Genomic DNA, 14,334 nt, shown 5'->3' with positions numbered 1-14,334 from the left:
TCGACATCACTGCTGGTCACCATCGGTGCGTAGTTTGAATCGCTGAAGCTTTCCGGTCGCGGTGCGTGGCAGCGCGTCCATGAAGACGATCTCGCGCGGGCATTTGTAGGGCGCCAGTTCGGACTTGACGAAGGTCCGCAGTGCTTCGGCATCCCGTACGGCACCCTCCTTGAGCACCACATGGGCGACGACCACATGTCCGCGGGCCTCGTCGGGCCGTCCCACGACCGCTGCCTCGACCACGTCCGGGTGGCGCAGCAGCGCGTCCTCGACCTCCGGTCCCGCGATGTTGTACCCGGCCGAGATGATCATGTCGTCGGCCCGGGCGACGTAACGGAAGTAGCCGTCGGGCTCGCGGACGTAGGTGTCGCCCGTGATGTTCCAGCCACTACGGACGTAGTCGTGCTGGCGTGGATCGGCGAGATAGCGGCAGCCGACGGGCCCGCGCACGGCCAGCAGCCCCGGCTCCCCGTCCGCCACCGGCTCCCCGTCCGCGTCCTGCACGCGCGCGTGCCAGCCTGGTACGGGGACTCCGGTCGTCCCCGGCCGTATGTGCTCGTCGGCCGCCGAGATGAAGATGTGCAGCAGCTCGGTGGCGCCGATGCCGTTGATGATGCGCAGACCCGTGCGCTCCTGCCAGGCCTGCCAGGTGGCGGCGGGCAGGTTCTCGCCGGCGGAGACACAGCGGCGGAGCGAGGAGATGTCGTAGGCGTCCAGCTCGTCGAGCATCGCGCGGTAGGCGGTCGGCGCGGTGAAGACGACGGAGACGCGGTGCTCGGCGACGGCCGCCAGCAACTGCTTGGGATGGGCCTGTTCGAGCAGCAGCGCGCTCGCTCCGGCCCGCATCGGGAAGACCACGAGCCCGCCCAGCCCGAAGGTGAAGCCGAGGGGCGGGCTGCCCGCGAAGACATCGTCCACATGTGGTTGCAGCACATGCTTCGAGAAGGTGTCGGCTGTCGCGAGTACGTCCCGGTGAAAATGCATGCACCCCTTCGGGTGACCGGTGGTGCCCGAGGTGAACGCGATCAGCGCCACGTCGTCGGCCGCGGTGTCCACGGCGGGGTACGGGGTGTCGGGCGCCGGGCGGTGCAGGAGGTCGTCGGGGGCGTCGCCGCCGTAGGTCGCTATGCGCAGGCCGGGGATCTCGGCCTTGGCGAGGTCGTCGACGGAACGGATGTCGCAGAGGGCGTGCCGGACCAGTGCCATGTCACATATCACTGCCAGCTCGTGCGGCCGCTGCTGCGCCAGCACCGTCACCGCCACACCCCCCGCCTTCAGCACCGCCAGCCAGCAGGCCGCCAGCCACGGCGTCGTCGGCCCGCGCAGCAGGACCCGGTTCCCCGGGACCACGCCGAGATCCGCGGTGAGGATGTGCGCGAGCCGGTCCACCCGGGCCCGCAGCCCGCCGTACGTCCAGGACGGCCCCGTGGGCGTGTGGAACACCGGCCGGCCGGGGTCCTGGCCGGTCAGCAGCTCGGTGGCGCAGTTCAACCGATCGGGGTACTGGAGCTCCGGCAGCTCGAAGCGCAGCTCCGGCCAGTCCTCGGGCGGCGGGAGGTGGTCGCGCGCGAAGGTGTCGACGTGGGCCGAGACGTTCATGACGATGCGCCCCCTTGCCTTATGGGCGTGGTGGTGGGCTCACGGTTGGAGCGTATCGTGTTGGTGACGACAGTCAACGGTGCGCGATACCGTCGGGGGAGACGCGGCGGAGAGGGGACCGGCGATGCCCGCATTCTCGCTCGAACCGGAACAGATCGCCTGGTGTGGCGAGCTGCGCACGATGGCCGCGGAGCGGCTGCGCCCGCTCGCCGAGAAGGGCGAGGCGGGTCACGTCAACCGCCCGCTCGTCGCCGAGCTCGGCCAACTGGGCCTCTTGGAAAGGCTGTTCACCTCGGGCGCCCTCGACCTCTGTCTGATGCGGGAGTCCCTGGCCTACGCCTGCACGGAGGCGGAGACGGCCCTCGCGCTGCAGGGCCTCGGCGCACACCCGGTGCACGCGCACGGCACCCCGGCCCAGCGGGACCGCTGGCTGCCCCGGGTCACGGACGGCACGGCGGTGGCGGCCTTCGCACTGAGCGAGCCGGGCGCGGGCTCGGACGCGGCGGCGCTGGCCCTGGAAGCCCGTCCGGACGGCCCCGCCCGCTGGCGTCTCACCGGTGAGAAGTGCTGGATCTCCAACGCCCCCGAAGCCGACTTCTACACCGTCTTCGCCCGCACCACCCCCGGCGCCGGCGCCCGCGGAGTCACCGCCTTCCTGGTCCCCGCCGACCGCCCCGGCCTCACCGGCACACCCCTCGACATGCTCTCCCCGCACCCCATCGGCGCCCTCGGCTTCGACGCCGTACCCGTCACCGCGGACGACGTGCTCGGCGAGGTGGACCGGGGCTTCCGGGTGGCCATGGGGACGCTCAATCTCTTCCGGCCCAGCGTCGGCGCCTTCGCGGTCGGGATGGCGCAGGCGGCACTCGACGCGACCCTCGCGCACACGGCCGGGCGGGACGCGTTCGGCGGCAAGTTGAAGGACCTGCAGGCCGTCGCCCACCAGGTCGCCGAGCTCGCCCTGCGCACCGACGCGGCCCGCCTCATGGTCTACGCGGCGGCGACGGCGTACGACGAAGGTGCCTCGGACGTCCCCAAGCGCGCGGCGATGGCGAAGCTGCTCGCGACCGAGACGGCGCAGCAAGTCGTGGATGCCGCCGTGCAGTTGCACGGCGCGCGCGCCCTGCGCCGGGGCCATCTCCTCGAACACCTCTACCGCGAGGTGCGCGCCCCGCGTATCTACGAGGGGGCCAGCGAGGTCCAACGCGGCATCATCGCCAAGGAGTTGTACGCGAACCTGGAGGCCGCCCGATGAGCACCGAGCGCGTCAACCCGCCCGAACTCTCCCCGCCCACGGGCTTCTCCCACGCGGTCGTCGCCACCGGCACCCGCGTCGTCTTCCTGGCCGGCCAGACCGCTCTGGACACCGACGGAAAGGTGGTCGGCGACACCCTGGCCGAGCAGTTCGAGAAGGCTCTCGGCAATCTGCTGGCCGCGCTGACCGCTTGCGGGGGCACCCCCGCCGACCTCGCCCGGGTCACCGTCTATGCCACGGACTTCGCCGCCTATCGCACCCACGCGCCCGAACTCGGCCGCGTCTGGCGGCGGTTGGCGGGCCGTGACTATCCGGCGATGGCGGTCGTCGAAGTCGTACGACTGTGGGACGACCAGGCGTTGGTGGAACTCGACGGTTTCGCGGTGCTGCCCTAGAGCTCCGGTGGCGGGTCAGGCCGCGATCGTCAGGCGCTCGACCGGCAGCCGGTGCGGCGCGACGATCCGGCCGTCGGCCGTCAGCTCGCCGCTGTCGTCGAAGACGATCGCGCCGTCGCACAGCAGGCTCCACCCCTGCTCGGGGTGGGCCGCCACGATGTGCGGGACGTGGCTGTCGGAGGAAGGGCACGAGGGCTGGTGGGAACACATGGCGCACCTCCACGTAGGCCGGGATCCGTCCGTCCGGGTCCCGATAGGTAGACCATGCTCCCGGCGCGAACTCATCGGAACGGCCCGAGGGGAAGCGTGACAACACGCGGACAACACCCGGACGGTTCCACGACCGTCGGTGCGGACTCGCCACCGAAGGAGTGACGATCACGGCCCCGGGCCCGTGCGCCCGGTACCAGTGGAAGCCCCATTCCCAGGAGGTCTTCCCATGTCCATGCGTTCCCTGCGTCCCGTCCTCGCCGCCGCCGCGCTGCTCCTGGCCGCCGCCCCGGCCGCGCCCGCCGCCGCGGACCCGTACGAGACGGTGACCGTCGACCCGACCGGCACCATCGCCCCCGACGGCACGGTCACCCTCTCCGGCACCTACCGCTGCCTCGGCAGCGTGGGCCCGGTCTTCGTCAGTTCGTCGGTGAGCCAGAGCGAACCAACCGTCCGCCAGGGCATCGGCGGCACCCGTGCCGTGTGCGACGGCGCCGAGCACCGCTGGGAGAACACGGGCACGCCGTCGGCGAAGACCCTGGAGCCGGGCGCCGCGAACGTCGAGGCCACGATCATGGAGCTGCACCCGCAGGGCGGCCTGCCGCTGCCCCGCTTCCACGCCGCCGAGCGCCAGGACGTCACGCTGACCCAGGGCTGACCGCCCGGACCCGGCTCGCTTCCTTCGCACGTGGACCTGACACTCTACTGATATGTAGCGTTCCGGCAAGATATTGTGTCAGTAGGCCCATGGAGGCCAGGTTGCGCGGCGAGGGGAGCGAGCGGGCATGGCGAAGGACGCGTCCCCGCGGCCGGTGGTCAGCAGGCGCCGGGAGGTCGGGGACACCAGTGCGCGGTCCCTGCTGATGACCGTGCTCGGCGAGTACGTCCTGCCGCGCGGCCGCCCGGTGTGGACCTCGGCGCTGGTCGAGTCCCTCGCGCTGTTCGGCGTGGAGGAGAAGTCCGCGCGGCAGGCGCTCGCGCGCACCGCGGCGGAGGGCTGGCTCGCCTCGGAGCGGGTCGGGCGCCGGGTCCGCTGGGCACTCACCCCGCCGGGCCGGCGGCTGCTCACGGAAGGCGCGCAGCGCATCTACGACTTCGGCAGCGGCGAGCGCACCTGGGACGGTACCTGGCTGGTCGTCCTCGTCTCGGTCCCGGAGACCAAGCGCGACCTGCGCCACCGCGTGCGCACCCGGCTCAGCTGGGCCGGCTTCGGCTCCCCGGAACCCGGCGTCTGGATCACCCCCCACGCCGACCGCGAGACCGAGGCGCTCGCCGTCCTCAAGGAGCTCCAACTGGCCGACGGAGCGATGTCGTTCACCGCGAACTACGGCGCCCTCGGCAGCGAGGCGGCCATGGTGGCCCGCGCCTGGGACCTGAGCGAGGTGGAGGCGCGGTACGAGGCCTTCATCGACGAGTTCACGGGCCTGCACCCGGCCGACGGCGACGCCGCCCTGCACGCCCTGGCCCTGCTGGTCCACGAGTGGCGCCGCTTCCCCTTCCTCGACCCCCGCCTCCCGCCCAAGCTGCTCCCCACGGGCTGGAGCGGCGCGAAGGCGACGGCCCTCTTCCACGGCAAGCACGCGGAGTGGAGCGGGCCGGCGGAGCGACGCTGGGAGGAGCTGACCGCCCAGAAATTCCACGCCGGCCGTCTAGAGGCCCCCGCAGGCCCCTAGACGTCCAACCCGGGAAAAACCTTGCCCGCGTTCCCCGACAGCACGCCCCGAAGGGTCTCCTCCGGCAGCCCCAACTCCCGTATCGCCCGCACGTTTTTGTCCGTCCCCGGTACCCCCGGCCAGTCCGTGCCGAAGATCCAGCGGCCCGCCAGCCGGGTCAGGTCGAACCGGGCGTAGTACTCGGGCAGCTTGTGCGGCGGCAGTCCGGCCAGGTCCAGCCAGACGTTCGGCTTGGCCAGCGCCAGGAAGGCGGCGGTGTCGTACCACCAGCCCCGCCCGCCGTGCGCGAAGACGAACTGCACGTCCGGGAAGTCCTCCACGGCGTCCAGCATCAGCTGCGGATCCCCGAACCGCGCCCGCGCGCCAGGGAAGCTGGACGTCCCCGAGTGCACGATCACCGGGACCCCGCGCTCGGCGCACAGCCCGAACAGCGGATACAGCTCCTTGTCCGCCGGGTCGAAACCACCGTGCACGGGATGGAGTTTGACGGCCACCGCGCCCAGGTCCAGCTGGCGTTCGGCCTCCGCCGCGACCGGGTGGTGCAGGTGCGGGTTGACGTTGGCGACCAGCCGGAAGCGGACCGGGTTGTGTTCGACGATCGGCAGCAGGTCCTCGATCGGCTGGATGCCGGTGGCCCGCGGGCTGTACTCGCAGAACAGCAGCGCACGGTCCACGCCCTGCGCCTCGAACAGCGCGTCGAGGCGTTCGGGCACGGGGTCGCCGTGCTCGTCGTACGCGTCCCGCCACGGCTGCCCGCGGCCGAAGATCTGCGCCCACTCGAACCAGGCGGGCTTCAGCGTGGACAGCCGCGGTACGTGGACGTGCGCGTCCACCACGGTCTCGCCGTCGATCACGGCGCCTCCTCGGAGCGGACCATGTCCCTCAGCACGTTACGCCGGATCTTCCCCGTCGGCGTCCGCGGCAGCTCGCTCAGCCCGACGACCGCGCGCGGCCGCTTGAACGCGGCCAGCCCCTCCCGGCACCAGGCCACCAGCGCCTCCGCGTCGACCTCGCGCCCGGGCCTCGGCACCACGCACGCCACCGGCTTGTCGAGCCCGTCCGCGTCCCGCGCCCCGACCACCGCGACCTCCGCGACGTCCGGGTGCGCCAGCAGCCGCTCCTCGACCTCGGCCGGCGAGACCCAGATGCCACCTGCCTTGAGCAGGTCGTTGGTGCGGCCCATGCAGGTGTACGTGCCGTCCGCGTTACGGACGTACGTGTCACCCGTGCGCACCCACTCCCCGAGGAACACCCGCCGGCTCGTCTCCGCCCGGCACCAGTACCCGACGGCGGCCGACTCCCCGCGCACGTACAGCTCGCCGGGCACGCCCGCGCCCTCGACCAACTGCCCTGCCACATCCCGCAGTTGCACGGCGTACCCCGGAACAGGTTCGCCGGAGGAACCCGGATGCACCCGGCCCTGCCGGTTGGACATGAAGATGTGCAGCATCTCGGTCGACCCGATCCCGTCGAGCACCTCGACGCCGAACCGCTCAAGGACCCCCTGGTAGATCCGCGCGGGCAGCGCCTCACCGGCCGAGACACCGACCCGTACGCTCGCGAAGGCGTCGTCGGGGATGTCCAGGCCCGCGAGCAGCGCCCCGAGGAAGCCGGGCACGCCGAACAGCACGGTGGCCCGGTCGGTGGCCGCGCGCTTGGCGAACAGCGCGGGGGAGGGCCGCGCGGGCTCCAGCAGCGCCGTGCCGCCGACCGACAGCGGGAAGAACATCGAGTTCCCGAGCCCGTACGCGAAGAACAGCTTGGCGACGGACAGACAGCGGTCCTCCGCGCCGATGCCGAGCACCCCCTGCCCGTAGTTCTCGGCCACGAACCTGATGTCGGCGTGGCGGTGCATGGCCGCCTTCGGAGTGCCCGTGGTGCCGGAGGTGTACAGCCACAGGGCGGGGGAGTCCGGCCAGGTGGGATACGGCGCCGGGTCCGTGCCCGCGTCGAGCAGCCGCTGCCATTCGCCGCCCAGGAGCGGGTGTTCGACCTCCGGCGTCTCCTGGAGCGCGGCCCGCACCACCGGGGCGAACTCGGCCGACCCCAGCACCACTCTGCTACGGCAGTCCGCCACCAGCCTGCCCAGTTCCGCCCCGGTCAGCATGGTCGAGGCGGGCACGGCCACCGCGCCGATGCGGAAGGCGGCCAGGATGCCGGTGAACAGCTCGATGTCGTCGGCCATGCAGAACAGGACCCGCTCCTCGGGCCGTACACCCAGGGCGTGCAGTCCGGCGGCCACCCGGCGGACCTCGCCGGACAGCTCCTCGTAGGTCAGCGACCGGGTGGGTGTGACGACGGCCGTGCGCCCGCCGGCGCCCGCTCTGACCTGCCGGTCGACCAGCCAGTCCGCCGCGTTGAACAGCTCGGGCATCGGGGCCGCCTCACACCAGTCGGACGTACTCGTAGTCGAACGGCTTGCCGTTGATCCCGTTGACCGGCGGCGCGACCCAGCTCGCGATCTTCCCGCGCTCGTAGACCGGCTGCATCAACGACCGTACGAACGCCAGGTCTTCGGCCGTCGGCAGCCAGTGACGCCGGCTCGCCTCCCAGGTCTCCTCGTCGACGATCGTGCCGTCGGGGGTGACGCGGTGGCCGGCGGCGAGGCCGACCTGGCGGTTGAAGCCGGGGTGCGGCAGGCTCAGGCGGAAGTCGATGCCGTGCTCGTCGAGGATGCGGTTCCAGCGCCTGACGCCGGTCCGGCAGTCGGCGATGTACTCGTCGCGCAGGTCGAGGTTGAGGGCGAGCAGCGCGGGCACCTCTTCGGCCCCCCAGCCGCCGTCCGCGCCCGGCCTGTCCAACCGCACGCCGTCCTCGGTGAGTTGGTGGTCGTCCCCGCGCCGCTCCTCCTGCCAGCGGCCCTTGAGCCCGGCCGTGTAGTAGTTGGCCGCGTTGGTGGAGGTCTCGCTGCCGAACAGGTCCAGGGAGACCGTGTAGTGGAAGTTGATGTACTTCTGGATGATGTCGAGCGGGATGCCACCGCACGCGGCGATGTCCAAGGTGTCGTGCTCGCACACGAGTTGGGCGCTCCTGGTCACCACCCGGTCGACCCCGGTCGTACCGACCATCATGTGGTGCGCCTCCTCCTTCAGCATGAAGGTGCAGGTCCGCGACAGCGGATCGAAGGCGCTCTCCTTGAGCGAGCCGAGCTGGTACTTGCCGTCCCGGTCGGTGAAGTACGTGAACATGTAGAAGGCCAGCCAGTCGGCGGTCTCCTCGTTGAACGCGCCCAGGATGCGCGGTGAGTCGGGGCTGCCGGAGTTGCGGTACAGCAGCGCCTCGGCCTCGTCGCGGCCCTCCCGGCCGAAGTAGGCGTGCAGGAGGTACACCATCGCCCAGAGGTGCCTGCCCTCCTCGACGTTGACCTGGAAGAGGTTGCGCAGGTCGTACAGGCTCGGCGCGCTCAGCCCGAGCAGCCGCTGCTGCTCCACCGAGGCCGGCTCGGTGTCGCCCTGGATCACGATCAGCCGTTGCAGGTCGGCGCGGTACTCGCCGGGCACCTGCTGCCAGACCGGCTCGCCCTGGTGCTCGCCGAAGGCGATACGGCGGTCCGGGGTGGGCTCGGCGAGGAAGATGCCCCAGCGGTAGTCGGGCACGTTGACGTGGTCGAAGTGGGCCCAGCCGTCCCGGCCGACGGACACGGCGGTGCGCAGATAGACGCCGTGGTTCTCCAGCGAGGGGCCCATCTCCCCCCACCAGCCGAGGAACTTGGGCTGCCAGCCCTCCAGCGCGCGCTGGAGGCGGCGGTCGTCGGCGAGGCCGACGTTGTTGGGGATCCTGGCGTCGTAGTCGATGGCCGTGGGCATCGGGTCACACTCGCTTCCGGTCGTAGACGGCCCGCTGCCCGGTCCCGTAGCGGCGCAACGCGCCTTCCGGACCAGAGGCGTTGGGGCGTACGAAGATCCAGTTCTGCCAGGCGCTGAGCCGGCCGAAGATCTTGGTCTCCATGGTCTCCGGCCCGACGAAGCGGTGGTTGGCCTCCATCCCGGTCAGCGCGTCGGGGCTCAGCGCGGCCCGGTTCTCCAGGACGATTCGGATCTCGTCCTCCCAGTCGAGGTCGTCGGGCGCGTCCGTGACGAGCCCGAGTTCACGCGCCCGGGCGGCTCCCACGGGCTGCCCGGCCTCGCGGCGCAGCCAGTCGAGGTGGCCGTGGTCGCCGTAGAAACGGGACGAGAGTCGGGAGAGCCCGTTGCCCATGGGAAGGAGGCCGAAGTTGGCCTCGGACAGGAAGAGTTGGGCCCGCTCGTCACTGTCCGGGTCCTCGATCGGAGGCCCGTCCAGCATGTACTGCACATCGCAGGCGAGGGCCAACTCCAGCAGCAGCCCGGCGAAACAGCTCCCCGGCTCGATCAGCGCGACGAGACTCCGGCTGGTGACGTCGAGCCGTTTCAGGGTCCGCTTGTAGTAGTGCAGGACCTCGTTGGCGAGCCAGTCGTCGTCCTTCGCCTCCAACAGCTCCCGCTCATGGGCGAGTACGAGCACCGGGTCGCCCTCGGTGCGCAGCACCCAGGTGCCGAGCTCGGGCTCGTTCGTCCGCAACCTCAGTATCACGTCGTCGAGTTCACGGGTGAGCGCGAGCAGCCAGCCGTCCTCACCGTCGGGTCCTCGTACGGTGATGCGCACGAGCCCGAGCGGCCGGTCGAACTCGGCCCGCACATACCGGTAGGAGATTCCGTCCTCGGTGATCTCCCTTTCCAGCGGCGTGAGTTGGACGCCACGGACACCGGCCGGACGCGGATTGCGTGCCGCCGCCTCCCGCGCCCGCTGCTCGACGACCGTCCGGAAGTCCCGGCGCGGCACGACCTCGTCCACCAGCCGCCAGTCGACGGCCGTCTTGCCGCGTACCCCGTCACTGCGTGTCGCGAAGACGTCGGCCAGGTCCTTGCGCACCCGGCGCTTGTCCGTCAGCCGGGTCAGACCGCCGGTGCCGGGCAGCACGCCGAGCAGCGGCACCTCGGGCAGCGCCACCGACGAGGAGTTGTCGTCGATCAGCAGGATCCGGTCGCAGGCCAGCGCCAGCTCGTAACCGCCACCCGCGCAGGAGCCGTTGACCGCGGCGATGAAGGTGAGCCCGGAGTGTTCGGAGGCGTCCTCCATGCCGTTGCGGGTCTCGTTGGTGAACTTGCAGAAGTTCACCTTCCACTCGTGCGGGGAGGCCGCGAGCATCCGGATGTTGGCGCCCGCGCAGAACACCTTCTCCTTGGCGCTGGTCACCACCACGGCCCGCACCTCGGGGTGCTCGAAGCGCAGCCGCTGGACGGCGTCGTAGAGCTCGATGTCGACGCCGAGGTCGTACGAGTTGAGCTTCAGCTCGTACCCGGGCACCAGTCCGCCCTGCTCGTCGACGTCCAGCTCCAGCCGGGCGACCGGCCCGTCCGTGCGCAGCCGCCAGTGCCGGTACGACTCCGGGCTCCGGTCGAAGGAAACCTCCACCATGCCGAGCTCCTCCTCGCGCTGGTACCGATACTCGATGGTCTACAGGAAGCAGGAAGTGCGTCAAGGTTCTGTAGAACAAAACCGAAGCCGTGCCGTGTTTCGGGGTGGGGGTGCGGGGCGGGTGCGCCGATGATGGCCGTGTCGGCTTTCGGCCCGTCGCCACCAGCTGGTGACCGCGACCCTTTGGAGCAGCGATGACGGTGAACCGGCTCGGTCTGGTCGTGCACGGCGGGCGCGAGGAGGCGGTGGCGGCGGCCCGTACCGTCCGCGCCTGGTGCGCGGAGCACTCGGTGCGGTGCACGGACATCGACGTGTGGCACGACCACGGGCGCCGCAACTCCCAGGAGGAGGTGGAGGCCGCGGGCGACCCCGACCTCGTGGTGACGCTGGGCGGGGACGGCACCTTCCTGCGCGGTGCGCGGCTGGCCGCCGCCAACGACGCGCTCGTGCTCGGCATCGACCTGGGGCGGGTCGGTTTCCTCACCGAGGTGCCCGCGGCGGCCGTGCGCTCGGCGCTGGACGCGGTGCGCGAGGACCGGCTGAGCATCGACAGCCGCATGCTGCTTACCCTGCGCGCCTCGCGCCGCCTTGAGGTGCCCGAGGAGCTGGAGGCCTGGGCGAAGTACGGGCGCGGCCCGCTGCTGCCGCCGCCCCAGGTGCGCCCCGACTGCGAGGTGGACGCCGACTGGGGCATCCCCCTCAACGTCACGGCGCTCAACGACGTGGTCCTGGAGAAGCTGGCCCGGGACCGCCAGGTCTCGGTCGGTGTCTACGTCGCCGGCCGCCTCCTGGCGTCGTACTCCGCGGACGCGCTGCTGGTGGCCACGCCGACCGGCTCCACGGCCTACAGCTTCGCGGCCGGCGGGCCGGTGGTCTCACCGCGCGCGGAGGCCCTGGTCTTCACGCCGGTCGCCCCGCACATGACCTTCAACCGCTCGGTCGTCACGGCCCCTGACGAACCCATCGGACTGCGGGTCCTCGAACGCTCCGGGTCGGCCGCGGTCAGCATCGACGGCCAGCTGCGGGGCGTGCTCGACCCGGGGGACTGGATCGGCGTGTACGCCGCCCCGCGCCGGCTGCGCGCGGTCCGTCTCGGCCCGATGGACTTCTACGGCCGCCTGCGCGAGCGCATGAACCTCACCGACGCCCCGGCCGCGGTCGCCGACGGCTCCCCGGCCCCGCTCTGGTCGGTGACCACGCCACCGCCCGGCGACCTCGCCCACCTGACCCTGCTGACGGCACCCATTGCGCAATGAGGAGCGAGCCCCCATCATCAGGACTCCATCATCAGGAAACCTGTTACTTTAACTTTGTATCGATGGGTGAGCGAGCCATGCCATTCAGCCCCGAGACCAAGGCCAGAGCGATCCAGCTGCTGCTCGGCCGGGTGATCTCCCGCGTCCACAAGGACCTGCGGTTCACCGACGTCCCCAAGCGCACCGAAACCCTCCGGGTCGAGACCGGCGCGGGCCCGGTGACCTGCACCGTCTACCGCCCGCCGGCCCCCGCCGAGACGCCCGCACCGGTGTACGTCAACTTCCACGGCGGCGGCTTCGTGGTGGCCCGCCCGGAGCAGGACGACCACATCTGCCGCTACATAGCCGCCGAGGCCGACTGCGTGGTGATCAACGTCGACTACGCGGTCGCGCCCCAGCACCAGTACCCCGTGCCCGTCACCCAGGCCTACGACCTCACGGCCTGGGTCGCCGGCAACGGCGCCGACCACGACTGGGACGGCTCACGGCTCGCCGTCGGCGGACACAGCGCCGGAGCCAACCTGACCGCCGCGGTCTGCCGCCTGGCCCGGGAGAGCGGCGCCTTCTCACCCCGCCTCCAGATCATCGACTCGGCCCCGCTCGACCAGCTCGCCGACCCGGCCACGAAGCGCTCCCTCATCGCCAAGCCGCTCCTCACCCCTCAGCTGATGCGCACCTTCACCGCGGCCTACGTCCCCGACCCGGCCGACCGGACCCATCCCCTCGTATCGCCCGGTCTGGCCGACGACCTCGCCGGACTCCCGCCCGCCCTCGTCATCACCGCGGAGAACGACCGCCTGCGCGACGAGGGCGACGCCTATGCCAAGGCCCTGGAAGCCGCCGGAGTCCCCGTCACCCACCGCGTCTTCGAGGGCGTCGACCACTACTTCACCCACGCGGGCCCGGTACCGGCGGGCAAGGAGGCCATCGACCTGATGGCCACGACCCTGCGCACGGCGCTCGCCGCCGAGGGCTAGCGCAGGATCAGGGGGAGCCCCGGTGCGAGCAGGTCGAGGGCCTTCGCCCCGTCGACCGCCACCGGCACAGTCAGTGCACGGTGTTGGTGGCCCAGATCGCGGTCGACCCGGAGTAGATCACCATGTTGCCGTCGCCCTGGAGCCGGAGCGTGGCGCCGTTGTGGCCGGACGTCTGGCTGGCCCAGACGGGACGGTTGCCGGAGGTGTAGACGACGAGGTTGCCGTCCGCCTGGAACACCGCGTGGTAGTTCGAGCCGAACGTCATGGTCGCCCAACGCGGCTTGTCGTTCTCGTCGTACAGCACGAGGTTGCCGTCGGACTGCATGCGCAGCCGGGCCTTCTTCGCGTTGAGGGACTGGCCGGCGTTGAGCACCCGGGTGGCCGTGACAAGGATGTCGGACGGCAGGGTCGACTTGGACGTGGTGGTCGAACTCGTCCCGGACTTGCCCGTCGACGTGGTCTTCTTCGGCTTCGGCGACGCGGCCGGCTTCTTCGTCTTCGCCGTCGTCGGCTCGCTCACCGGCTGCGCCGCGGACGTCTTGGCCGGAGCGGTGCGGTGGGGGAGCGCCTTGGGCGTGGCGGACCGGGCGGGAGCGGAGGGGCTGGACGACGCGTAGGCCCCGGCGCCCTGGGTCGCGCCGCCGCCGAGGACGGTGCCCGCCTGGTCGGCGACGACGCGGTCGTGGTTCTCCGGCGTCCGGTCCCGGCTCATCAGCAGCCCCGGTACGGCGATCAGCAGCGCGCCGAGCACTGCCGCACCGGCCAGCAACGGGCGGCCGGGACGGCCGACGGCCGCGGTGTCACCCGGGGTGGGTCCGTCCCCCTCGGGCACACTCACGGCCAGCGCGGCGGCGGGGCCCTCGGCCCGGGCGGCAGCGCGCTCCGCGCCGGTGGGCTCCTCCGCCGTAGCGCCACTGGCCGGCGCCTCGGCCTGTGCCGCCGAGGCCGTGGACGGGCTCGACTCCGCCACGACGGCTGCCCCGGAGAGCTCCTCCGCGACGGACGCGGCCGAGAGGGCGCCGGGAGAACCGGATGAACCGGCCATCCCCGAGCGGGACCCGGGCGCCCCGCCCGCTGCGGGCTTCGGTGTCGTCTCCTCGGCCGTGGCCTTTGCTGCCGGGGCCGTCAGCCGGCTCGACTTCGCCGCGACGGACAGGCTCTTGGGGGAACCGGGCGCGCTCGTCCGGGTCTTGGCCGCCTCGCCCGACGCGCCGCCGCCCTCGCCCGACGCGCCGCCGCCCTCGGCCGACGCCGCCCCCGGCATCGCTTCCTCCGCCGGAGCGGCCGCCGCCGAGGTCTCTGCCGCAGTCTTCCTCGCGGTCGGTCCGGTTCGGTCTGTCATCCGCGCTGTCCGCCCCAATCGCCCAGCAGTCCGTCGTGCGTCCGAGTGGACAATCCTTTCACGGGCATACACGCGCGTGTACCAACGGCGGTTCCTTTCCCGGGAGTTAACAATCGGCACGGGCAAGCTCCGGAGCTGGTACGGCTGTTGTGCGACGGCACATAATTCGCCGTACGGCATGATGAGGGTGG

At 71.8% G+C, this 14,334-nt stretch carries 13 protein-coding genes; 6 read left to right on the top strand and 7 right to left on the bottom strand.

What is annotated here, in order from left to right:
* Positions 1-6: 6 nt before the first annotated feature.
* Positions 7-1,599: an AMP-binding protein gene (locus ABZ848_RS26570; RefSeq protein ID WP_360835838.1), complete on the bottom strand. Its 1,593-nt coding sequence runs from the start codon at positions 1,597-1,599 to the stop codon at positions 7-9.
* Positions 1,600-1,723: 124 nt separating this feature from the next.
* Between ABZ848_RS26570 and ABZ848_RS26565 the strand changes: the two genes are divergently transcribed.
* The gene (locus tag ABZ848_RS26565) at positions 1,724-2,854 is read left to right on the top strand and encodes an acyl-CoA dehydrogenase family protein (RefSeq protein WP_360835837.1); all 1,131 of its coding nucleotides are present in this window, start codon (positions 1,724-1,726) and stop codon (positions 2,852-2,854) included.
* On the top strand, positions 2,851-3,249 hold the full coding sequence (locus ABZ848_RS26560) for a RidA family protein (RefSeq protein ID WP_360835836.1): 399 nt from the start codon (positions 2,851-2,853) through the stop codon (positions 3,247-3,249). Before ABZ848_RS26565 ends, ABZ848_RS26560 begins: the two co-directional genes overlap by 4 nt.
* A gap of 15 nt (positions 3,250-3,264) precedes the next feature.
* Here the strand turns inward: ABZ848_RS26560 and ABZ848_RS26555 are convergent, their stop codons facing one another.
* A complete protein-coding gene (locus tag ABZ848_RS26555; RefSeq protein WP_360835835.1) occupies positions 3,265-3,459 on the bottom strand; it encodes a DUF5999 family protein in 195 nt (64 codons plus the stop codon).
* Between the two features lie 229 nt (positions 3,460-3,688).
* Between ABZ848_RS26555 and ABZ848_RS26550 the strand changes: the two genes are divergently transcribed.
* Positions 3,689-4,117 (top strand): DUF6299 family protein, encoded by a 429-nt coding sequence (locus ABZ848_RS26550; RefSeq protein ID WP_360835834.1) that lies wholly within the window; start codon positions 3,689-3,691, stop codon positions 4,115-4,117.
* Between the two features lie 127 nt (positions 4,118-4,244).
* Positions 4,245-5,132: a PaaX family transcriptional regulator C-terminal domain-containing protein gene (locus ABZ848_RS26545; RefSeq protein ID WP_360835833.1), complete on the top strand. Its 888-nt coding sequence runs from the start codon at positions 4,245-4,247 to the stop codon at positions 5,130-5,132.
* Here the strand turns inward: ABZ848_RS26545 and ABZ848_RS26540 are convergent.
* Genes ABZ848_RS26540 through boxC form a run of 4 tightly spaced genes read right to left on the bottom strand, consistent with a single transcriptional unit; the run spans position 5,129 to position 10,568 of the window.
* On the bottom strand, positions 5,129-5,986 hold the full coding sequence (locus ABZ848_RS26540) for an amidohydrolase family protein (RefSeq protein ID WP_360835832.1): 858 nt from the start codon (positions 5,984-5,986) through the stop codon (positions 5,129-5,131). The genes ABZ848_RS26545 and ABZ848_RS26540 overlap by 4 nt on opposite strands.
* The gene (locus ABZ848_RS26535) at positions 5,983-7,506 is read right to left on the bottom strand and encodes a benzoate-CoA ligase family protein (protein WP_360835831.1); all 1,524 of its coding nucleotides are present in this window, start codon (positions 7,504-7,506) and stop codon (positions 5,983-5,985) included. Before ABZ848_RS26535 ends, ABZ848_RS26540 begins: the two co-directional genes overlap by 4 nt.
* Positions 7,507-7,516: 10 nt before the next feature.
* On the bottom strand, positions 7,517-8,938 hold the full coding sequence (gene boxB / locus ABZ848_RS26530) for a benzoyl-CoA 2,3-epoxidase subunit BoxB (RefSeq protein ID WP_360835830.1): 1,422 nt from the start codon (positions 8,936-8,938) through the stop codon (positions 7,517-7,519).
* 4 nt (positions 8,939-8,942) lie between these two features.
* Positions 8,943-10,568 (bottom strand): 2,3-epoxybenzoyl-CoA dihydrolase, encoded by a 1,626-nt coding sequence (boxC, locus tag ABZ848_RS26525; protein WP_360835829.1) that lies wholly within the window; start codon positions 10,566-10,568, stop codon positions 8,943-8,945.
* A gap of 194 nt (positions 10,569-10,762) precedes the next feature.
* Here boxC and ABZ848_RS26520 point away from each other — a divergent pair, with 194 nt between their 5' ends.
* Positions 10,763-11,824, top strand: coding sequence for an NAD(+)/NADH kinase (locus ABZ848_RS26520; RefSeq protein ID WP_360835828.1), 1,062 nt, complete (start codon positions 10,763-10,765; stop codon positions 11,822-11,824).
* Between the two features lie 77 nt (positions 11,825-11,901).
* A complete protein-coding gene (locus tag ABZ848_RS26515; protein WP_360835891.1) occupies positions 11,902-12,801 on the top strand; it encodes an alpha/beta hydrolase in 900 nt (299 codons plus the stop codon).
* Between the two features lie 70 nt (positions 12,802-12,871).
* Here ABZ848_RS26515 and ABZ848_RS26510 read toward each other — a convergent pair whose 3' ends face one another.
* Positions 12,872-14,143: a hypothetical protein gene (locus tag ABZ848_RS26510; protein WP_360835827.1), complete on the bottom strand. Its 1,272-nt coding sequence runs from the start codon at positions 14,141-14,143 to the stop codon at positions 12,872-12,874.
* Between the last annotated feature and the right edge of the window lie 191 nt (positions 14,144-14,334).

The sequence above is a fragment of the Streptomyces sp. NPDC047081 genome (assembly GCF_040643775.1).
In the GTDB taxonomy this organism is placed as follows: Bacteria; Actinomycetota; Actinomycetes; order Streptomycetales; family Streptomycetaceae; genus Streptomyces.
Note: the sequence above shows the minus strand (reverse complement) of the source record. Positions and strands in the feature narration are given on the sequence as shown.